General features: G+C 67.9%; 18 protein-coding genes. 10 read left to right on the top strand and 8 right to left on the bottom strand.

Going from position 1 to position 21,403, the window contains the following annotated elements:
• Positions 1-13: 13 nt before the first annotated feature.
• Positions 14-1,237: an NnrS family protein gene (locus tag ACZ5MJ_RS27430; RefSeq protein WP_464224077.1), complete on the bottom strand. Its 1,224-nt coding sequence runs from the start codon at positions 1,235-1,237 to the stop codon at positions 14-16.
• A gap of 259 nt (positions 1,238-1,496) precedes the next feature.
• Between ACZ5MJ_RS27430 and ACZ5MJ_RS27425 the strand changes: the two genes are divergently transcribed.
• The 7 genes from ACZ5MJ_RS27425 (at position 1,497) to ACZ5MJ_RS27395 (ending at position 11,899) form a co-directional block, all read left to right on the top strand.
• Positions 1,497-2,777 (top strand): MFS transporter, encoded by a 1,281-nt coding sequence (locus tag ACZ5MJ_RS27425; protein ID WP_464224076.1) that lies wholly within the window; start codon positions 1,497-1,499, stop codon positions 2,775-2,777.
• Positions 2,778-2,825: 48 nt separating this feature from the next.
• Complete coding sequence (locus ACZ5MJ_RS27420) at positions 2,826-4,211, top strand: NarK family nitrate/nitrite MFS transporter (RefSeq protein WP_464224074.1); 1,386 nt, start codon at positions 2,826-2,828, stop codon at positions 4,209-4,211.
• A 194-nt stretch (positions 4,212-4,405) separates the two neighbouring features.
• The gene (locus ACZ5MJ_RS27415) at positions 4,406-8,134 is read left to right on the top strand and encodes a nitrate reductase subunit alpha (RefSeq protein ID WP_464224073.1); all 3,729 of its coding nucleotides are present in this window, start codon (positions 4,406-4,408) and stop codon (positions 8,132-8,134) included.
• Positions 8,131-9,681, top strand: coding sequence for a nitrate reductase subunit beta (narH, locus tag ACZ5MJ_RS27410; RefSeq protein ID WP_464224072.1), 1,551 nt, complete (start codon positions 8,131-8,133; stop codon positions 9,679-9,681). Before ACZ5MJ_RS27415 ends, narH begins: the two co-directional genes overlap by 4 nt.
• A 31-nt stretch (positions 9,682-9,712) precedes the next feature.
• Positions 9,713-10,387, top strand: a complete 675-nt coding sequence (narJ, locus tag ACZ5MJ_RS27405) for a nitrate reductase molybdenum cofactor assembly chaperone (RefSeq protein ID WP_464224071.1) — start codon at positions 9,713-9,715, stop codon at positions 10,385-10,387.
• A 48-nt stretch (positions 10,388-10,435) separates the two neighbouring features.
• A complete protein-coding gene (gene narI, locus ACZ5MJ_RS27400) occupies positions 10,436-11,119 on the top strand; it encodes a respiratory nitrate reductase subunit gamma (protein WP_464224070.1) in 684 nt (227 codons plus the stop codon).
• 27 nt (positions 11,120-11,146) lie between these two features.
• On the top strand, positions 11,147-11,899 hold the full coding sequence (locus ACZ5MJ_RS27395; protein WP_464224069.1) for a peptidylprolyl isomerase: 753 nt from the start codon (positions 11,147-11,149) through the stop codon (positions 11,897-11,899).
• Between the two features lie 86 nt (positions 11,900-11,985).
• On the opposite strand, the gene ACZ5MJ_RS27390 is transcribed toward ACZ5MJ_RS27395, so the two are convergent.
• Both ACZ5MJ_RS27390 and ACZ5MJ_RS27385 read right to left on the bottom strand, forming a co-directional pair.
• Entirely contained in the window at positions 11,986-12,558 is a 573-nt protein-coding gene (locus ACZ5MJ_RS27390) for a DUF2889 domain-containing protein (protein ID WP_464224068.1), read from the bottom strand.
• 106 nt (positions 12,559-12,664) lie between these two features.
• Positions 12,665-13,591: a LysR family transcriptional regulator gene (locus tag ACZ5MJ_RS27385; RefSeq protein WP_464224067.1), complete on the bottom strand. Its 927-nt coding sequence runs from the start codon at positions 13,589-13,591 to the stop codon at positions 12,665-12,667.
• 102 nt (positions 13,592-13,693) lie between these two features.
• On the opposite strand from ACZ5MJ_RS27385, the gene ACZ5MJ_RS27380 reads away from it, so the two are divergent.
• From ACZ5MJ_RS27380 to leuD, 3 genes are read left to right on the top strand one after another with little or no spacing between them, the layout of a single operon-like run.
• Positions 13,694-14,656: a tripartite tricarboxylate transporter substrate binding protein gene (locus ACZ5MJ_RS27380; protein WP_464224065.1), complete on the top strand. Its 963-nt coding sequence runs from the start codon at positions 13,694-13,696 to the stop codon at positions 14,654-14,656.
• A gap of 20 nt (positions 14,657-14,676) precedes the next feature.
• Positions 14,677-16,095 (top strand): 3-isopropylmalate dehydratase large subunit, encoded by a 1,419-nt coding sequence (gene leuC, locus ACZ5MJ_RS27375; RefSeq protein WP_464224064.1) that lies wholly within the window; start codon positions 14,677-14,679, stop codon positions 16,093-16,095.
• Positions 16,088-16,732, top strand: coding sequence for a 3-isopropylmalate dehydratase small subunit (leuD, locus tag ACZ5MJ_RS27370; protein ID WP_464224063.1), 645 nt, complete (start codon positions 16,088-16,090; stop codon positions 16,730-16,732). The genes leuC and leuD overlap by 8 nt, the downstream gene beginning before the upstream one ends.
• A gap of 101 nt (positions 16,733-16,833) precedes the next feature.
• Here leuD and ACZ5MJ_RS27365 read toward each other — a convergent pair whose 3' ends face one another.
• The 5 genes from ACZ5MJ_RS27365 to ACZ5MJ_RS27345 form a co-directional block, all read right to left on the bottom strand.
• A complete protein-coding gene (locus ACZ5MJ_RS27365; RefSeq protein ID WP_464224062.1) occupies positions 16,834-17,598 on the bottom strand; it encodes a DUF4410 domain-containing protein in 765 nt (254 codons plus the stop codon).
• Between the two features lie 202 nt (positions 17,599-17,800).
• Positions 17,801-19,147 carry an ATP-binding protein gene (locus ACZ5MJ_RS27360; protein WP_464224061.1) on the bottom strand — a complete coding sequence of 449 codons (1,347 nt, stop codon included), beginning with the start codon at positions 19,145-19,147 and terminating at the stop codon, positions 17,801-17,803.
• Positions 19,147-19,860 carry a response regulator gene (locus tag ACZ5MJ_RS27355; RefSeq protein ID WP_464224060.1) on the bottom strand — a complete coding sequence of 238 codons (714 nt, stop codon included), beginning with the start codon at positions 19,858-19,860 and terminating at the stop codon, positions 19,147-19,149. Before ACZ5MJ_RS27355 ends, ACZ5MJ_RS27360 begins: the two co-directional genes overlap by 1 nt.
• Before the next feature lie 47 nt (positions 19,861-19,907).
• Positions 19,908-20,201, bottom strand: a complete 294-nt coding sequence (locus ACZ5MJ_RS27350; RefSeq protein WP_464224059.1) for an EF-hand domain-containing protein — start codon at positions 20,199-20,201, stop codon at positions 19,908-19,910.
• Positions 20,202-20,258: 57 nt separating this feature from the next.
• Entirely contained in the window at positions 20,259-21,269 is a 1,011-nt protein-coding gene (locus ACZ5MJ_RS27345; protein WP_464224058.1) for a hypothetical protein, read from the bottom strand.
• Positions 21,270-21,403: the final 134 nt, after the last annotated feature.

Here is a 21,403-nt window from a genome sequence, read left to right as displayed (position 1 = left end):
TGCCCACCCGGGCTCAGCCCGGCTTGCCGTCCACCCGCGGACGCACCAACCGCGGCGCATACGTCAGCGCATAGAGGCCGAACCCGGCCACCCAGCACGCCCCGGCTCCCCACACCCAGTGCAGATAGCCGGCCGGCCAGAGCATCGGGCCGAACACCCGCAGCACCGCCGCCGCGGCCACCAGCCAGTACGCCGCGGTCTCCGCTCGCCCGGCCACCAGCATGCGGCCGGTGTGGCCCAGCGCGGTGCGCGTGATCATGGCGATGATCGCCACGCCGAGCACGCCCACCGTGAACGCATGCGTCGCCAGCCCGGCCATCACCAGCCCCAATGCACCCAGCGCCTGCAGCAGCAGCGCCACGGGCAGCCACGCATAGGCCAGGTGCAGCACCCACAGGATCGGCCGGTTGCCCACCGCATGGCTGCGCCAGCCTGCCACGCGCACAGCCAGCACCGCGGCGGCCAGCAATGACAGTGCCGCCGCCAGCCAGCCCGGCATGGGTGCCAGCCCGGAGGCCAGCCCCAGCACCGCGGCCGGCACCACCGTGCGGTCTACCTGCCGGTATTGGCGCAGGCGGAACCCGGGAATCGCGTTGGTGGTGAACATCGGGATGACGCGGCCGCCGATCACCACCACGAACAGCGTGACCAGCGCCACGCCCGCGCGGCAGGCCAGCATCGCACCGGCGTCGTGGCCGCGCGCCTGCTGCCACAGGCTGGCGAGATCGGCCGCGGCCAGCAGCCACAGCGCCAGGGCCAGCGGGTAGTTGCGGCGATTACCGGCGCGGGCCAGCGTGCGCGTGAAGGCCAGCGCCGCCAGCGGCATGAAGGCGCCTTCGATCACGAAGGCCGCCGTGCCCGGCGCCACCCACATGCCCACGCGCCCGGCCAGCCACAGCAGGAACAACGCTGCCAACGCGGCGCCGGTCGGCGTCGGCTGGCCGGTCCAGGCCCGCCCGGCGGTGAACAGGAAGCCCACCACGATGGCCGCGGCAAAGCCGAACACCATCTCGTGCGCATGCCAGAACAGCGCCGGCATCACCGGCGCCGGGCCGACCGCGTTCACACCCGCCAGCATCGCCGACCACGCCGCGACCGCCAGCGCGGCGAACACCGCCCCGCCCAGGTAGAACGGCCGGAAACCCAGCGCAAACAAGGCAAAACCGCGCGGCGGAATCGCTGGGGTCTTGCCCGGGGGTGGCGAGCGCCGCGTGGGAAGAATGGGGATGGTGTCCATGGCTGGAAGCGGGAATCGGTGGGTGCGGCGTGCGCCGGCGTCTTGATCCGGCGCACGGTTTGCCGCAAGTGCGCGAACGGATGCGATGCACGCTGACTGCACGATAGCACCGCGGCAGCGCCGGCGACCTCCGCCGGTGGAACTAGCTCCAAAGGCAGGCCGCGCACCGGCGCGCGCTGTGCGGCCGGCGAATAGGCAGCGCAAGTGGCCACCCCTACTCTGGCATCACCCCCGCCAACGTTGACACAGGAGCTTGGCCATGGCCACCCACCCACGCGCGCCGGAGCCCATCGCGCCCGGCGCCGCAATGACGCTGGCGTCCAGCACGTTCGCCTTCACCATCTGCTTTGCCGTCTGGATGCTGTTCGCGGTCCTGGGCATCCCGCTCAAGCAGGAACTCGGCCTCAACGATACGGAATTCGGCCTGCTGGCGGCCACGCCCGTGCTCAGCGGCGCGCTGATCCGCGTGCCGCTGGGCATCTGGACCGACCGCTACGGCGGGCGCATCGTCTTCTTCGTGCTGATGCTGGCCACCGTGATCCCGATCTGGCTGATCTCGTATGCGCACACGCTGTGGCAGTTGCTGGTGCTGGGCTTGTTCGTCGGCCTGGCCGGCGGCTCGTTCTCGGTTGGCACGCCGTATGTGGCGCGCTGGTTCCCGCGCTCGCGCCAGGGCCTGGCGATGGGCATTTTCGGCGCCGGCAACTCCGGCGCGGCGCTGACCAAGTTCGTCGCGCCGGCGCTGATCCTGGCCGCCGGCACCTGGACCGTGGTGCCGCGCGTCTACTCGGCAGCGATGCTCGTCACCGCCCTCCTGTTCTGGGTGTTCTCGCGCAGCAACCCGGCGCACCTGGTCAAGTCCAGCGTCGGCTGGCGCGAGCAGCTTGCGGTGATGCGCGATCCGCGCGTGTGGCGCTACTCGCAGTACTACTCGGTGGTGTTCGGCGGCTATGTCGGCCTGTCGCTGTGGATGACCAAGTACTACATCGGCGAATACGGCTTCGATATCAAGACCGCGGCCTTCCTGGCCGCCTGCTTCTCGTTGCCCGGCGGCGTGCTGCGCGCCATCGGCGGCTGGATCTCCGACCGCTACGGCGCGCACCGCACCACCTGGTGGGTGATGTGGGTGAGCTGGGTCGGCTTCTTCCTGCTGAGCTATCCGCAGACGGATTTCATCATCCAGACCACCAGCGGCCCGCAGGCCTTCCGCATCGCGCTGACGCCCGCGGTGTTCACGCTCCTGCTGTTCGTGGTGGGCATCGCCTTCGCCATCGGCAAGGCCTCGGTGTTCAAGTTCATCGCCAACGATTTCACGCACAACATCGGCGCGGTCTCGGGCGTGGTGGGCCTGGCCGGCGGGCTGGGCGGCTTCGTGCTGCCGATCCTGTTCGGCGTGCTGGCCGACCTGACCGGCGTGCGCAGCAGCTGCTTCATGCTGATGTACGGCACCGTGTGCGTGAGCCTGGTGTGGATGCACTACAGCCAGCGCGCCGAACGCCAGCGCAAGGAACAAGCCGTCGGCCTCACGCAAGCCGCCTGACAAGACCCCTGACGTCCTCCATCAAGCAAGCAACCAAGGCACACCATCATGTCCTCTTCCGTACTCACTCGCTGGGAGCCCGAGAACAAGGCCTTCTGGCAGACCCAGGGCGAACGCATCGCCTACCGCAACCTGTGGATCTCGATCCCGGCGCTGATGCTGGCCTTCGTGGTCTGGATGCTGTGGAGCGTGGTCGCGGTCAACCTGGACCGCGCCGGCTTCCAGTTCACCAAGAACCAGTTGTTCTGGCTGACGGCGCTGCCGGCGCTGTCCGGCGCCACGCTGCGCATCTTCTACTCTTTCCTGGTGCCGGTGTTCGGCGGGCGCCGCTTCACCGCGATCTCCACGGCGCTGCTGCTGATCCCGGCGCTGGGCATGGGCATGGCGCTGCGCGACCCCTCCACCGGCTACCCCACGCTGCTGGTGCTGGCGCTGCTGTGCGGGCTGGGCGGGGCCAACTTCAGTTCATCGATGGCCAATATCAGCTTCTTCTTCCCCAAGGCGAAGAAGGGGCTGGCGACGGGCCTGAATGCGGGCATCGGCAACCTGGGCGTGTCGGTGGTGCAGTTCGTCACGCCGCTGGTGGTGTCGGTGGCCATCTTCGGCGCGCTCGGCGGCGAGCCGCAGCAATACCAGGCCAACGGCGCCACGCAGGACCTGTGGCTGCAGAACGCGGGCTTTGTCTGGGTGCCGTTCATCATCGTCTCGGCGCTGGCCGCATGGTTCGGCATGCATGACATCGCTGACGCCAAGGCATCGTTCGCCGACCAGGCGGTGATCTTCAAGCGCAAGCACAACTGGCTGATGTGCTGGCTGTACGTGGGCACCTTCGGCTCGTTCATCGGCTTCTCGGCCGGGCTGGCGTTGCTGACCAAGTCGCAGTTCCCCGGCGTGAACCCCACCGCCTATGCCTTCCTGGGGCCGCTGGTGGGCGCGCTGACGCGCCCCGTGGGCGGCTGGATCTCCGACAAGCTCGGCGGCGCGCGCGTCACGCTGTGGACCTTCGCCGGCATGATCGCGGCGGTGTTCGCGGTGCTGGCAGCGCTGCCGCATGACGGCGCCGGCGCCAATTTCATGTACTTCCTGGCAGCGTTTGTCGCGCTGTTCGCCCTGACCGGCATCGGCAACGGCTCCACCTTCCGCATGATCCCGGTGATCTTCCTGACCGAGCGCCAGCGCGCCGCCGCGGGCAAGGGTGACGCCGCACAAAAGCAGGCTCTGCAGGAAGCCGGCAAGGAATCCGCCGCTGTGCTTGGCTTTTCCGGCGCGATCGGCGCCTACGGCGGCTTCTTCATCCCCAAGAGCTTCGGCACCTCGCTGGAGCTGACCGGCACCGCCGACGCCGCGCTGTACTGCTTTATCGTCTTCTACGTCAGCTGCGTACTGGTGACATGGTGGTACTACGCGCGCCGCAACGCACCCATGCCCTGCTGACCCCGCCACCCTGCCGGCCGGGCTAGTTCTTCCGAACTAGTCCCGCGCCCGGCGCCTAGCCCGATCGCCACGCGGCGGCAGTTCCACCAGCGAATTGGCCGCCGCCCGCCTCCCCCATAAGCTGAGGGTGTCCCTGCAAAGCTCCCGGAACCCACTGGAGCCCCCGCAGCAAAGCACCCGCGGAGAACAAAGCAATGAGTCATTTCCTGGATCGACTGAAGTTCATGTCGCGCGTCAAGTCCACCTATGCGGACGGCCATGGCGCGGTGGTGAACGAAGACCGCAAGTGGGAAGACGGCTACCGCAGCCGCTGGCAGCACGACAAGGTCGTGCGCTCCACCCATGGCGTGAACTGCACCGGCTCCTGCTCCTGGAAGGTCTACGTGAAGAACGGCCTGATCACGTGGGAGACCCAGCAGACCGACTATCCGCGCACGCGCCCGGACCTGCCCAACCATGAACCGCGCGGCTGCCCGCGCGGCGCCTCGTACAGCTGGTACGTCTACTCGGCCCAGCGCGTCAAGTACCCCATGATCCGCGGCCGCCTGATGGAGATGTGGCGCGCAGCCCGCAAGACCATGGACCCCGTCGCCGCCTGGGAATCGATCAGCCAGGACCCGGTCAAGGCCGCGCGCTACAAGAGCGTGCGCGGCCAGGGCGGCTTTGTCCGCGCCGACTGGAACACCGCCACGGAGATGATTGCCGCGGCCAATGCCTTCACGGTGAAGAAGTTCGGCCCGGACCGCGTGATCGGCTTCTCGCCGATCCCGGCCATGTCGATGGTGTCGTACGCGGCCGGTGCGCGCTACCTGAGCCTGCTGGGCGGCGCCTGCCTGTCGTTCTACGACTGGTACTGCGACCTGCCGCCGGCCAGCCCGCAAGTGTGGGGCGAGCAGACCGACGTGCCCGAATCCGCCGACTGGTACAACGCCACCTACCTGATGGTGTGGGGCTCCAACGTGCCGCAGACGCGCACGCCAGACGCGCACTTCTACACCGAAGTCCGCTACAAGGGCACCAAGACCGTGGCGGTCTCGTCCGACTTCGGCGAGATGGTCAAGTTCGGCGATATCTGGCTGGCGCCCAAGCAAGGCACCGATGCCGCGCTGGCGATGGCCATGGGCCACGTGGTGCTCAGGGAATTCCACGCCAGCGGCAAGTCCGCATACTTCCGCGACTACGTGAAGCAGTACACGGACATGCCGATGCTGGTGCTGCTGCGGGAGAACCAGGGCACGTTGGTGCCCGACCACTTCCTGCGCGCGTCGCACCTGGCCGACAACCTCGGCGAAGCCAACCATCCCGAGTGGAAAACCCTGCTGATCGACGACGCCAGCGGCGGGATCGTCGCGCCCAACGGCTCGATCGGCTTTCGCTGGGGTGAAGCCGCACACAACGGCGGCGAGAAGGTGGGCCGCTGGAACCTGGAAATGAAGGACGGCGGCAGCGGGCGCACGGTCGACCCGCGCCTGTCGCTGGTCAGCCAGCATGACGAAGTGGTGGAAGTGGGCTTCCCCTACTTCGGCGGCGAACATGACGAGTTGCTGCGCCGCCGCGTTCCCGCGCGCCGCATCACGCTGGCCGACGGCAGCACCGCGCTGGTCGCCACCGTGTATGACCTGCAGATGGCCAACTATGGTGTCGACCAGGGCCTGGGCGGCCCCAACGTGGCCGCGTCGTTTGAAGACGACGTGCCCTACACCCCCGCCTGGCAGGAGAAGCACACCTCCGTGCCGGCGCGACTGGTGACCCAGGTGGCGCGCGAGTTCGCCGACAACGCCGACCGCACGCAAGGCAAGAGCATGGTCATCGTCGGCGCCGCGCTGAACCACTGGTACCACAACGACATGATCTACCGCGGCATCATCAACCTGCTGATGATGTGCGGCTGCATCGGCAAGAGCGGCGGCGGCTGGGCCCACTATGTCGGCCAGGAGAAGCTGCGCCCGCAGTTCGGCTGGGCCCCGCTGGCATTCGGCCTGGACTGGTCGCGCCCGCCGCGCCAGATGAACGGCACTTCGTTCTTCTACAACCACACCAGCCAGTGGCGCCACGAGAAGCTGGGCGTCGACGAGATCCTCTCGCCGACCGCAGACCGCAAGCGCTATGACGGCCTGTCGCTGCTGGACCTGAACGCGCGCGCCGAACGCATGGGCTGGCTGCCGTCGGCCCCGCAGCTTGGTGCCAATCCGCTCGATGTGGTCGATGCCGCCGAGCGCAACGGGCAGGACCCGGTGGCCTACACCGTCGACCGACTCAAGTCCGGCAAGCTGCAGTTCGCCTGCGACGACCCCGACAACCCGGCCAACTTCCCGCGCAATATGTTCGTGTGGCGCTCCAATATCCTGGGCAGCTCGGGCAAGGGGCATGAGTACTTCCTGAAGTACCTGCTGGGCACGCAGAATGCCGTGTTCGGCGACGAGAACGATGCGATCACACCGGGCGAGGTCAACGTGCGCCCGGCCGCCGAAGGCAAGCTGGACCTGCTGACCGTGCTGGACTTCCGCATGAGCACCACCTGCCTGTACGGCGACATCGTGCTGCCCACGGCGACCTGGTACGAGAAGGACGACCTCAACACGTCCGACATGCACCCGTTCATCCACCCGCTGTCCGAAGCCGTGCAGCCGCTGTGGGAAAGCAAGACCGACTGGGAGATCTACAAGGCCATCGCGAAGAAGTTCAGCGAGATTGCCGGCCCCTACCTCGGCACGCGCAAGGACCTGGTGTGCACGCCTCTGCTGCACGACACCCCGGGCGAGCTGGGCCAGCCGTTCGAGCCCAAGGACTGGAAGGCCGGTGAATGCGACCTGATCCCCGGCAAGACCGCGCCGTCGATGACGGTGGTGGAGCGCAACTACGCAGACATCTACAAGAAGTTCACCTCGATCGGGCCGCTGCTGGACAAGCTCGGGAATGGTGGCAAAGGCATTAGCTGGAACACCCAGCATGAAGTGAAGGAAATCGGCCAGCTCAGCCATACCGTGCAGGAACCCGGCGTGAGCCAGGGCCGGCCGAAGCTGGAAACCGCGATCGATGCCGCCGAGATGATCCTGACCTTCGCGCCCGAGACCAACGGCCACGTCGCCGTCAAGGCCTGGGAAGCGCTGTCGAAGATCACCGGCCGCGACCACGCCCACCTGGCCGAAGGCCGCGAGCACGACAAGATCCGCTTCCGCGACGTGCAGGCGCAGCCGCGCAAGATCATCTCCGCGCCGACCTGGTCGGGGCTGGAATCGGAAGAGGTCAGCTACAACGCCGGCTACACCAATGTGCATGAACTGATCCCCTGGCGCACGCTGACCGGGCGCCAGCAGTTCTGGCAGGACCACCGCTGGATGCTGGACTTCGGCGAAGGCGCGTGCGTGTACAAGCCCGCCATCGACACCAAGACCGTGGCGCCGATGCTGGGCAAGAAGCCCAACGGTAACCCGGAGCTGGTGCTCAACTGGATCACGCCGCACCAGAAGTGGGGCATCCACTCCACCTATTCGGACAACCTGCGCATGCTGACGCTGTCGCGCGGCGGCCCGCACGTGTGGATCTCTGAAACGGAAGCCAGGGCCAACGGCATCCGCGACAACGACTGGGTCGAGGTGTTCAACGTCAACGGCACGCTGACCGCCCGCGTGGTGGTGTCGCAGCGCGTGCCCAAGGGCATGTGCCTGATGTACCACGCCCAGGAAAAGATCGTGAACGTGCCCGGCGCCGAGACCAGCGGCATGCGCGGCGGCATCCATAACTCGGTCACCCGCGCCGTGACCAAGCCCACCCACATGATCGGCGGCTATGCGCAGCTGGCCTGGGGCTTCAACTACTACGGCACCGTGGGCAGCAACCGCGACGAGTTCGTGATCCTGCGCAAGATGAAGAAGGTCGACTGGCTGGAAGGGCCGATGAAAGAAGAAGGAGCAACGCAATGAAGATCCGTGCCCAGGTGGCCATGGTGCTGAACCTCGACAAGTGCATCGGCTGCCATACCTGCTCCGTGACCTGCAAGAACGTCTGGACCAGCCGCGACGGCGTCGAGTATGCCTGGTTCAACAACGTCGAGACCAAGCCCGGCATCGGCTACCCCAAGGAATGGGAGAACCAGGACAAGTGGCAGGGCGGCTGGAAGCGCAATGCCGACGGCAGCCTGGAACCGCGCCAGGGCGGCAAGCTGAAGATCCTGGCGAACCTGTTCGCCAACCCCAACCTGCCGGCCATCGACGAGTACTACGAGCCCTTCACCTACGACTACGAGCACCTGCAGAAAGCGCCGCTGGTCCAGACCCCGCCCACCGCGCGCCCCGTGTCCGTGCTGACCGGCCGCAAGATGGAGAAGATCGAATGGGGCCCGAACTGGGAAGACGACCTCGGCGGCGAGTTCAGCTCGCGCGGGCGCGACAAGCTCTTCGACGACGTGCAGAAGGAGATGTACTCGACCTTCGAGAACACCTTCATGATGTACCTGCCGCGGCTGTGCGAGCACTGCCTGAACCCGGCCTGCGTGGCCTCGTGCCCGTCGGGCTCGATCTACAAGCGCGAGGACGACGGCATCGTGCTGGTCGACCAGGACAAGTGCCGCGGCTGGCGCATGTGCATCTCGGGCTGCCCGTACAAGAAGATCTATTTCAACTGGCAGAGCGGCAAGGCCGAGAAATGCCTGTTCTGCTATCCGCGCATCGAGGCCGGCCAGCCCACGGTCTGCGCCGAGACCTGCGTCGGCCGCATCCGCTACCTGGGTGTGATGCTGTACGACGCGGACCGCATCGGGCAGGCCGCCGCGGTGGCCGATGAACGTGACCTGTACCAGTCGCAGCTCGATGTTTTCCTGGACCCGCACGATCCCGCGGTGCAGGCCGAGGCGCTGCGCCAGGGCATTCCGCAAGGCTGGCTCGACGCCGCGCGCAAGTCGCCGGTCTACAAGATGGCGTGCGAGTGGAAGGTCGCCTTCCCGCTGCACCCGGAGTACCGCACCCTGCCGATGGTCTGGTACATCCCGCCGCTGTCGCCGATCCAGTCGGCGGCCGAGGCTGGCCACATGGGCCTGAATGGCGTGATCCCCGACGTGAAGAGCCTGCGCATCCCGGTCAGGTACCTGGCCAACCTGCTGACCGCGGGCGACGTGGTGCCGGTGCTGTCGGCGCTGGACCGCATGCTGGCGATGCGCGCGTACAAGCGCTCGCAGGTGGTGGACGGCGTGCAGGACCTGGGCGTGCTGCAGCAGGTGGGGCTGACGCCGGAACAGGTCGAGGACATGTACCGGACCATGGCCATCGCCAACTACGAGGACCGTTTCGTGATTCCGTCCTCGCACAAGGAAATGGTCGAGGACAGCTTCAACGACAAGGCCAGCTGCGGCTTCACTTTCGGCAACGGCTGCTCGGGCGGCACCTCGGAGGGCGCGCTGTTCGGCAAGAAGCCCCAGGGCAGCGTGCACTTTGTCGACATGCCCAGGTCGCGCAAGAAAGCCGTGCTGAGCTGAGCCCGCATCCACGAACCGTCCGGAGAAGACCATGCCCCTCTATCCCATCCTCAGCGCCCTGCTTGGCTATCCCGAGCAGGATCTGCTGGACGCCCTGCCCGAGATCGGCGCCGCGCTGGCCGAATGGCCGCAGGCGCGCGAGCTGCTCGCGCCCGTCACCGGCCTGCTGCGCGGCGAAGCGCTGATCGCGCTGCAGGAGAACTACGTTGCCACCTTCGACCGCAACCCGGCGCACTCGCTGCACCTGTTCGAGCATGTGCACGGTGAAAGCCGCGACCGCGGCCAGGCCATGGTCGACCTGATCGACGAGTACCGGCGCGAAGGCTTTGAGCCGGTGCCGTCCGAGCTGCCCGACTACGTGCCGCTGTTCCTGGAGTTCCTCGGCGCGCTGGTGGCCGACGGCAAGGAAGCACGCGCCGAGCAGTTGCTGGGCGAGGCAATCCACGTGCTGGCCGCCATCGGCGAGCGCCTGGCGCGCAATCAAAGCCCGTACGCCGGCGTGTTCGCGGTGCTGCGCACGCTGACCGATGTGCAGCCGCAACCGCAGCAGGAGCCGCCGGTACGCGACATGGACGAGGCACTGGAGACCTTCGGGCCCGGGGCCGACGGCGTGGAACCGCTGCTCGCGCCGCAGACGGGGCCGCAGGCGGTGACGTTCTATCCGCGCGATCCGCGTGCCAAGGCGCCAGTGCCGGCTGCCTGCTGACCAGCCATGGCAATGCAAACCGAACACCAGACAATGGGTTAACACACCATGGCAACGATCCACCAATTCCTCTTCGGCATCTACCCGTATATCGCCGCCGCCATCTTCCTGTTCGGCAGCCTGGCGCGCTTCGAGCGCGAGCAGTACACCTGGAAGAGCGACAGCTCGCAGGTGCTGTACCGCGGCAACCTGCGCACCGGCAACATCCTGTTCCACGTCGGCATCCTGGGCCTGTTCTTCGGGCACCTGGCCGGCCTGCTGACGCCGGTGGCGGTATGGGATGCGCTGGGCATCTCGCACAGCTTCAAGCAGGCCGTGGCGATGGCCGCCGGCGGCGTGATGGGCACCATGTGCCTGGCCGGGCTGCTGATCCTGCTGCACCGCCGCCTGACCAACGCGCGCGTGTCGGCGGTCACCCGCACCGGCGACAAGGTGTTGCTGCTGTGGCTGCTGGTGACGCTGCTGCTGGGGCTATCCACCATACTCGAATCGGCCAGCCACATGGACGGCCACATGATGGTGCAGCTGATGACCTGGGCGCAGCACATCGTCACGCTGCGCGGCGATGCCGCCAGCTATGTCGCGGCCGCACCGCTGCTGTTCAAGGCACACCTGTTCATGGGCATCACGCTGTTCGCGATCTTCCCGTTCACGCGGCTGGTGCATGTGTGGAGCGGCTTCGCTTCGGTCGGCTACCTCGGCCGCGCCTGGCAACTGGTGCGCAGCCGCTGAGCGCCGCAACCCGACAAGGAGAACAGCATGCCTGTCATCGTCAACGGCGTGGAGCTGCGCGACGCCGATATCGAACGCGAACTGGACCACCATCACGACGCGGCCAACCCGGCGCGGCTGGCCACCATCTCGGCCATCCTGCGCCAGTTGGTGCGCGCCGAAGCCGAGCGCATCGGCCTGGCGGCCGATGGCCTGGACGACGACGCGCTGGCGCAGGCGCTGCTGGCGCATGAAGCCGGCACGCCCGATCCTGATGAACCCAGTTGCCGCCGCCACTACGACAGCCGGCCGGAGGGCTTCCGCGAGGGCGAATGGGTCGAGGCCGACCATATTCTGTTCCAGGTCACGCCGCGCGTGCAGCTGGACGCGCTGCGCGAGATCGCCGCGCAGACGCTCGCACTGGTGCGGGGCGATCCGTCGACCTTCCCCGAGCACGCCCGGGCCCTGTCGAATTGCCCGAGCGGCGCCAACGGCGGGCGGCTGGGCCGCGTGTTCCGCGGTGAGACCGCGCCGGAATTCGAGCGCGCGCTGTTCGCCGCGCAACAGGACGGCGTGCTGCCGCATTTGCTTGAAACCCGTTTTGGCCTGCATATCGTGCGCATCCTGGAGCGCTGCCCCGGCACGCGCCTGCCCTTCGACGCAGTGCGCGGCGACATTGCCCGCGCCCTGGCCAGCGCCGCGCGCGACCGCGCCTGGAAGCAATACGCCAGCCTGCTGATCGGACGCGCACGCATCGAAGGCATCGAGCTGGAAGGCGCAGACAGCCCGCTTGTGCAGTAGCGCCCGGAGGCCGCCAGGCCAGTTCGCAGCATGCAGACCGCTTCCTGCTGCTGGTGTACCCGCGTCAATCTCAGCGACTGGCGCTCTTAGTCGCTGACGCGACGATGCACCGGCCAGATAACCTTGGCGGCAGCGCCGTCAATGCGGTAGGCGTGACAGGTGTCCAGTATCCATGGCCGGGACAGCGGCGCGTCGCCGGCCAGCTTGGCATGCCACGGTGACTGCTCGCGCTGCACCGACATGACAGTCTGCATTGCGGTAGTCGCCAGGGGCCCCAGCAGTTCCGTCAGATGGGTGCAGCCATTGGCCCCGCCCAGGCGTGTCCTGGCCTGCTGGCGGAAGCCGCCGCCGATGCGCAGGCCCCGCAACTGGCGATAGGCGGCATTGATCTCCGTGCAGAACGGCGTCGGCCCGGTCTCGGTGCGGGCCTCGAAGTCCTGGATCACCAGGTCCGCGTCGATCGTCATGCACAGGCGCATATGGTGGATAGAACCGCCGGCTGCCACGCGGGCAAAGGGCATTTCCGTGGCATCGGCGGAAATGTCGCGCATTTCGGCCTCGATCTCGTACAGGCCATCGTCGCGCAGATAGCCACGGCATTCGATCTGGCGGGTGTGACGCAGCTTGCGTCCGGGTTGGGGCGTGGGGGCTGTTTCCATACGCGTTTCCATCGGGCTTCTGGTATTGACGGCCATGATGGACGCTAGCGGCGCGGGAATCGCCCCCCAATATCGGGGGGCGCGGCTCCATACCGCGGCAAACTGGCTACCAGCACCTGTCCGCGCTGCCCGCCACGGAGGCACGGTGGCTGGCAAAGTGGTCCAGCAGGAAGTCCACCAGCGCCCGCACCTTGTCCGGACGATGGTTGCGCGCCGGAAACACCAGGTGGATATCCGCCGGCGTGAACTGCCATTGGGGCAGCACCCGGCGCAGCGCGCCGCTGCGCAGATGCTCGGCGACATCCCACTCGGAGCGCACGATCAGGCCCTGGCCATCGAGCGCCCAGGCCAGCGCCGATTCCCCATCATTGGTGCTCATGGTGCCGCGCACCTTGATGGTCTCCTGCTGCGCGCCATGGCGCAGGTGCCAGGTGCCAAAGGTCTCGTCGGCTTCGCGGATGAAGATGCAGTTGTGGCGCGCCAGCTCGCGCGGGCTTGACGGCTCGCCCGCCGCGTCCAGGTAGGACGGCGCGGCGCAGAGCAGGCGGCGATTGTTGGCCAGCAGGCGCGCCGTCAGCCGCACGTCCGGCATCTCGCCGAAATGGATCATGGCGTCCAGGCCCTGCTCGACCAGGTTCAGAGGGCGGTCGGTCAGGTACAGCTGGACCTCGATGTTCGGGAAGCGGCGCGAAAACCCGGACAGCGCCGGCGCGATATGCCGGCGCCCGAACCCCAGCGTGGCGCCGATCTTCAGCAAGCCGTGCGGCGTGCTGCCCGTGCCCGCGATCGCGCGCTCCAGCGCCTCCATCTCCGCGAGGATCCGCGCCCCTTCCACCAGATAGCTTTCCCCTTCAGGCGTCAGGCTGATGCGGCGCGTGGTCCGATGCAGCAAGCGGACCCGCAACCGTGCCTCCAGGGCCGCCAGCCGCTTGCTGACCGCGGGCGGCGTCACGCCAAGCTCCTGCGCGGCGCCCGCCAGGCTGCCGTGCTTGTTGATGCACGCAAAGAAGGCGACGTCCGAGAGCTTATCCATTCATGAATTTCAGGAAACAAAGAAGTAACTGAGTTTGAATTATGTTCTTCTGAGTGAATGATACGATGGTTTGCATAACGATTCAAAAACCAGGAGACACCCATGAAAGCCGTCCAGCTCACCGCCCTGCTGCTATGTGCCGCGTCGATCGGCACCGCCGCGGCGCAGTCCTATCCCCAGCGCCCGGTGCGCCTGATCGTGCCGTACGCCCCGGGCGGCAGCGCCGATATCGCCGCGCGCCTGGTCTCGGATGCCTGGTCGAAGAGCCTGGGCGGCACCATCGTGGTCGAGAACCGTGCCGGCGCCGGCGGCAATATCGGCGTCGATGCGGTGGCCAAGGCCGCCGCCGATGGCTACACCATCGGCCTGCAAACGGTGTCCCTGGCGATCAACCCGGGCCTGTTCCCGCGCATGCCGTACGACACGCTGAAGGACCTGGCCCCGATCGGCATGGTCGCCAGTTCGCAGCATGTGCTGGTGGTCAACAACAACGTACCCGCAAGGAACCTGCAGGAACTGATCGCGGCCGCCAGGGCCACGCCGGGCAAGCTGACCTACGGGTCCGCGGGCAACGGCAGCACCTTCCATATGTCGGCCGAACTGTTCAAGTCGGTGGCCAACGTCTCCATCGTCCACGTGCCGTATCGCGGCGGCGGCCCGGCCCTGGTCGACACCATTGCAGGCCAGGTCGACATGAGCTTCCCGGTGGTCTCGGCCGCGCAGCAGCATGTCCAGGGCGGCAAGCTCAGGGCGCTCGCCGTCACCGGCACCAGGCGCTCGCCGCAGTTTCCGAACGTGCCGACCGCGGCCGAGGCGGGCTTGCCCGGCTACGCCTTCGAGACCTGGTTCATGGTGTTTGCCCCGGCGGGCACGCCCAGGCCCGTGATCGACAAGCTGAATGCGGCCCTCAACACCGCGCTGGCCGCGCAGGCAACCCGTGAGCGCATGCTCAAGGAAGGCTTCGAGCCCACCCCGACCACGCCCGAGGCAGCGCGCCAGCGCCTGGAAAAAGAGATGCCCGTGTGGGCCAACCTGATCAGGCAGCGCGGCATCACCGCGGAATAACGACAGACAAGGCAGTTCCCATGACCCCCAAGACGCTATACCAGAAGCTGGTCGACTCCCATACCGTGGCCAGGATCGACGACGACAACGTGCTGTTGTACTGCGACCTGCACCTGATGAACGAGTACACCAGCCCGCAGGCCTTCGCCGGGCTGCATGAACAGGACCGCGGCGTGCTGGTGCCCGGCCAGAACGTCTCGGTGGTCAGCCATATCATCCCGACGCACCCCACCACGATCCGAGTGATCGCGGACCCGGCCTCGGCGCTGCAGGCCACCAACCTGCGCCGCAACTGCGAGCGGCACGCGATCCCGCTGTTCGACACCAACGACACGCTGCAGGGCATCGAGCACGTGATCGCGCCCGAGCACGGCATGATCCGGCCGGGCATGGTGGTGATCTGCGGTGACAGCCATACCACCACCTACGGCGCGCTCGGCGCACTCGGCTTCGGCATCGGCACGTCCGAGGTCGAGCATGTGCTGGCGACCCAGACGCTGGTCTACCGCATGGCCAGGACCATGCGCATCCGCGTGGACGGCAAGCTGCCCGCCGGCACCACCGCCAAGGACCTGATCCTCAGGATCATCGGCGCGATCGGTGCGCAAGGCGCGCGCGGCTATGTCGTGGAGTACTGCGGTTCGGCGATCCGCGACCTGAGCATCGAAGCCCGCTTCACGCTGTGCAACATGACCGTGGAAGCCGCGGCGCGCGGCGCGCTGATCGCGCCGGATGCGGTGGCCACCGATTATGTGCTGCGCCGCACGGTGGATATCGAAGGCCCGCAGCGCGACGCCGCGCTCAGCTACTGGGCCACGCTGCAAAGCGATGCCGACGCCGTGTTCGACATGGACTTCGTGTTCGATGCGAGCGAGATCGAGCCCTATGTCACCTGGGGCACCAGCCCGGACCAGGTGCTGCCGGTCTCCGGACAGATCCCGTTCCCGGAAGACCAGATCGACGAGGCCGAGCAACGCTCGGTCGAGCGCGCGCTGGCGTACACGCACCTGCGGCCGGGCGCCGCGCTGGCCGGCACACCAATCCAGCACGTCTTCATCGGCTCGTGTACCAACGGCCGCATCGAGGACCTGCGCGCGGTTGCCAGCGTGGTGCGTGGCCGCAAGGTGGCTGCAGGGGTCAGAGCCATGGTGGTACCCGGGTCGGGCGCGGTCAAGGCCCAGGCCGAGCGCGAGGGTCTGGCCGAAATCCTCACGGCCGCCGGCTTCGAATGGCGCCAGCCGGGCTGCTCGATGTGCCTGGCCATGAACGACGACGTGCTCGCCGACGGCGTGCGCTGCGCGTCCACCACCAACCGCAATTTCGAGGGCCGGCAGGGTCGCGGCGCCATCACCCACCTGATGAGCCCGGCCATGGCGGCCGCGGCAGCCGTCACCGGCGTCATCACCGACGTCCGCAAGCTGGAGATCACCCATGCCTGAACACACCTGCATCGCCGGCAAAGGCGCCGCCATCCGCTTCGAGAACCTCGATACCGACCAGATCATCCCCAAGCAGTTCCTGCGCGGGATCGACAAGGCCGGGCTGGCCGAGGGCATCCTCTACGACCACCGCTTCGATGCCAGCGGCGCGCCGCGCCCTGACTTCGTGCTGAACCGGGCGGAGTACGCCGGCACCACCATCCTGGTGGGCGGCGCCAACTTTGGCTGCGGCTCCAGCCGCGAGCACGCCGTCTGGGGCCTGCAGCAATTCGGCATCCGCGCCGTGATTGCGCCGAGCTTCGGCGAGATCTTCTATTCGAACGCGATGAACAACCGGCTGCTGCTGGTGATGCTGCCGCGCGAGGTGATCGAGCAGCTGATGAATGAGTTGGATGCGGACAGCGCCAACACCATCCGCATCGACGTCGAGGCCATGCGCGTGCGCACCCCCTCCGGGGACCACCCCTTTGAACTATCGGCGCGGCACCGCCGCATGTTTATCGAGGGACTGGACATGATCGGCCTGTCGCTGCGGCAGCGCGGCGAGATCGAGCAGTTCATGCAGCAGTACTGGACCGCATTCCCGTGGGCGAAGAACGTGGCCAGGCGCACGCGCGACCGGCTCGGCGCAACCTGAAGCAGCCATCGCACGCGTTGCCGCCACGGCAATGCGCTTACGATGCCCCCCCGAGGGCCAGCTCATTTGCTGCTTGGCGCCGGCACCCGGGAACCTGCGCTTCAGATCGCCGCAGCTGCCGTCAGCCACCCCTCTTCCGTGCTGGCCGCGATCACCTGGGCGGCGATGGTGTTGCCCAGGCGCGTGGCATCGGCGTAGACGGAGTCATGCTTGACCTCGGACACGCCGTGCAGCCCCGCCCCGGCGCCGGCAGCCATCGCCAGGTGACCTGCCGCGGCGCCGACGCCGGCGGTTTCCGCCACGCCCGGCATATGGCCGCTGTCGGCATCCGCCACGAAGCGCTGCAGCGGCACCGGTACGCCGTTAGCCGGCTGGTATGTGATCCGCACCGCCGCGCTGACTTCGCTCTTGCCCGCACCCAGCCCGATCAGCAGGCGGCGGCGGGCCGTGCCTTCATCGATCTTGCTGAAGTCTCCGTCGACGATCAGCGCATTGGCTCCGGCCGGCACCGGTGCGTCCGAGCGCACGGCATGCAGGCCCTTGGCCTGCAGCTCGCGCACGATGACATCGGCAACCTGCTCGCGGGCTTCGGCCGCCGTCCGGGCTGTCGCGCTGGCCGGGGAACCGCCCGCCACCATCATCTTCACCTTGCGCGCCAGGCCGCCGTCCTGCTTCACCTGCCCGGCGCTGGCGTCGAAGGCGCGCACGTAGATGACATCGGCGTGCACCGGCTGCAGCAGGCCACTCTGGTCGATGCCGCTCACGCCGGCGCTGGCGCAGCCTGCGCTCAGCATGGCGGTGGTGGCAAGGGCGGCGACGCCCAGGCGCCTGGTCTGGCGGGCGATGGTCTGGATGGTGTTGCGCATGTCGGATCCTTCATTGACACAAGAGTGCCGTCGGTCGTCGGGGAAAACTGTCACCGACAATCGTTCGACCAGCAAGATCGCAAACCATCGGGGAGCCTGTCATTGCGTGCCGCGCTTGGTTGTTGCCATGCGCGGCAGCGCAGTGACCGAAGTATCGGCAATGCCCGGCGGCAATGCCATGCGGGAATTATTTCACGCGATGTCACGGCGCGATGCCGTGCTCTGCGCGATGCAGTGGCAGTGCCACCACCGCTTCCAGTCCGCCGCCATCGCGTGCGCGGAACTGCAGCGAGCCGCCATGCAGCCGGGCAATGCGCTCGACGATGGCCAGCCCCAGGCCGGTGCCTCCGGCATGGCCGCGCGCGTTGGCGCCGCGGCTGAACGGGGCCTTGAGCTGTTCTAGTTCCTGCGCGGCAATGCCCGTGCCGCGGTCGCCCACGGCCACATACGCACACGCGGCGTCGCGCCAGGTGCGCACGCTGAAACCGGACTTGCCATAGACGACAGCGTTCTGCATCAGGTTCATCAGCAGCCGCATCAGGCTGACCGGGCGGTACGGGACCGGCGGCAGGTCGCCGAGTGCAAGTTCGAACTCGTGGCCGAGGCCGGCGAAGTCGGACGCCAGCTGTCCGACCAGCGCATTGAGGTCGCCGGGCTGCGGCAACTCCTTCTCGCCGCTGCCGGCGTAGTCCATGAACTGCTGCAGGATGGTCTCGATATGGTCCAGGTAGCCTTCGGCCGACGCAACGAAGGCGTCGTCAGCGCCGCGCGGGATCGCCATTGCCATCGCCAGGCGCAGCTTGGTCAGCGGCGTGCGGATATCGTGCGAGACCCCGGCCAGCATCAGCGCCCGGGTCTGCTCGGCCTGCTGCAGCGCCTGCGTCATCTGGTTGAAGGCACTGCCGACCTGGGCAATCTCGGTGGGCCCGTCGATGGGTAGCGGCGGTGGCGTTGCACCAGCGCAGATCTGGCGCGCCGCCTGCGCCAGGTCCTGCAACGGGCGGTTCAGGTGCAGCTGGATCAGGTAGCCAGTCAGTGCCGCCAGCAGTGCCAGCGCCAGGGACAGTGCCAGCGCGGTGCCGATGCCGCCCGCGCGCGCGTCCTCGCTCATCGGCAAGGCGATCCAGTGCGGCGAGCCGGCCACGTGCAGGCGAATCCACAGCCGCTCGCCGTTGCCGGTCTCCCATCGCACCGGCGTATCGGGCAGCCGGCGTTGCAAGGCCTCCAGGAAGACGTCGCGCTGCCATGTGCGCATCAGGTGCAGCGCATCGGGTGCCGGCGCGGGCGCTGCGCGGGCCGGGTCTTGCCGTTGCGCACCGAGGCGCCGGGCCGCGGCGGCACCAGCCTCTTCCGGCATGGCGGCAAGCACGCCGTCGAGCGTCTTCACATAGTCAGAGAAAACCATGGCGGCACGCTCGATGCGCGGGCGCTGCACGAAATGCAGCAGCACGCTCAGCGAGCATGCCTGGGTGACGGCCACCAGCGCCACCAGCAGTGCGATATTGCGTGCAAGCAGCGAGCGGGGCAGCAAGCGGGACCAAATCGGCATCACGATTCGACGCCGGCCACCAGCATGTAGCCGATGCCCCACACGGTCTTGATAAAGCGTGGCTTGGACGGATCCGCTTCCACGATCTGGCGCAGGCGCAGGATCTGCACGTCGATGCTGCGGTCCAGTGCATCATGGTCACGCCCGCGCGCGCGCGCCAGCAGGTTCTCGCGGCTGACGGCGCGGTTCGGCGACGACCCCAGCGCGTGCAGCAGAAGCATCTGCGCCGAGTGGACTTCGACGGGCTCGCCCGCGCGCATCAGGGCCTGCTTGCCGACATCGAAGGTGAAGTCGCCAAAGCGCAGCGTCTGCATGATGACGGTCGGTTCGCCCGCGGCCATCTTCTGGCGGCGCAGCAGCGCACGGATGCGCGCCACCAGTTCGTCCGGCACGAAAGGCTTGGCCAGGTAGTCGTCGGCACCAGTCTCCAGCCCCGCGACGCGGTCGACCGGATCACCCCTGGCGGTCAGCATCAGGATGGGCAGGGTGTGTCCCTCGGCGCGCAGGCGCCGGCAGATCGCGAGGCCGTCTTCGGGCTCCATCATCAGGTCCAGCACCAGCAGATCATACGGTTCGCGCTGCAGATACTTGTCCAGTTGCTTGCCGTCGGCCACCGCGCGCACGCGGAAGCCGTGCCCGCTCAGGAATCGCTGCAGCATGTTGCGCAGCTCGGCCTCATCGTCGAGCACCAGAATCCTGTTCACCTGTTCCATGGCGGGTCTCCGGCGATGCCGGCCTGGGGCGCCGGCCGGCCCAGCCCTCAGCGCGACATCATCTTCTGCGTCATGAACGCCTCGATCTGCGGCAACGTCACGTAACCCGCACGCTGCGTATCGATCTGGTCGAAGTGGCTGGCAACCATCGGCATGCCCGCCGCGGCCTGCTCGCGGGTCAGCTTGCCGTCGCGCGTGGCATTGGCGCTGGCAAAGCGCGTCTGCAATTGCTGCAACGCACGTTCCACGCGCGGGCCGCCGCCTGACGGCATCCCGGCACTTTGCGCCGAGGCACCTGCTGAAACAATACACAAGATAAGCACTGCAATCATCTTCTTCATGATGGACTCCGTGGGATGGCCGGCCTTGCCGGCGCGGGGGAAAAAACCTGACGGCCCTCAGGCCACGTGGGCGGGGACCCAGACGGCACCGGCCCAGTGTCCGGGCACCAGCACGGCCGCCCTGGCCGGGCGCGCGATGTAGACGGCGCGGGGGGCGACATAAACCGTGCGCGGCAGCGGCGCGGCCCGCACCACCACGGCCGGCAGCGGCGCGGCGGCGACCACGACCTTTGGCGGCGGGGGCGGCGGTACCAGCACGACCTTCGCGGGCGGGGCAACCACCACCTTGGCGGGCGGCGGGATGTAGACGGTGGCCGGCGGCGGGGGCGGCACGTAGATCGCGGCAGGCGGCGGGGGCGGCGGCGTCACCACCACCGGCGGCGTGCTGACGGCCACGGCTGCGCCGACTGCCGTCACGCTGCCGACGGTGGCCACCGTAGTGCCATGGACCACGGTGGCACCGCCGCCAGTGGTGACGACCCCAGGGGCGACCTGGGTTGCGCTGCCCGCATTGGTGACGGTGCCGCCCTGCGTGCCGGTCACCGTGCCGGAGCGGTAGCAGGTCGCACCCGCACAACTCGTCGATGCCGCATGGCCGACGGTATTGCCATTTGCGCCAGTGACGGTGCCTGATGACGAATACTGGCCGGCGCCTTCACGCGTCACGCTGCCCGCCGTGGTGGCGCTCTGGCCGTTGGGGCCGGTCAGGTCGCCGGTGTGCGAGCAGGTGCCGCCGACGCAACTGGTGCTGCCATCGTGCTGTACCGAACGGCCATTCGGCCCGGTGGCGGTGCCGGCATTCGAGAACTGCCCGGGCGCGTTGCGCGTCACGGTGCCGGTGTTGGTGGCCAGCCCGCCATGCGGGCCCACCACGCCGCCGGCATGCGAGCAGCTGCCGCCACCGCAGGCGCCGACATGCGCGCCGTTGTAGACGCCACGCGGCGTATAGGCCGTACCGTGGCCGCCCCAGGCGGCAAAGGCCGGGGTGCTGGCCAGGATCGCCAGCGTGCCCGCGGCGAGGCCGAGTAGGCGCGGCAGGCGGGAGGTTTGTGCAAGGCGGTATGTCATCGCAGGTCCTTCAGGTTCGGTTCGATTCGGGCCACGCACTGCCGCGCGGCGACGGGACGAACTATAGGCAAGGCGCCTGCGTTTATCGCGCTCGGAAAAATGTCGCCGTGTTACATGGCACCACGCCGACAGCC

This window comes from Cupriavidus sp. LA-1 (assembly GCF_055385985.1).
This window is presented reverse-complemented; position numbering and strand designations above follow the sequence as displayed.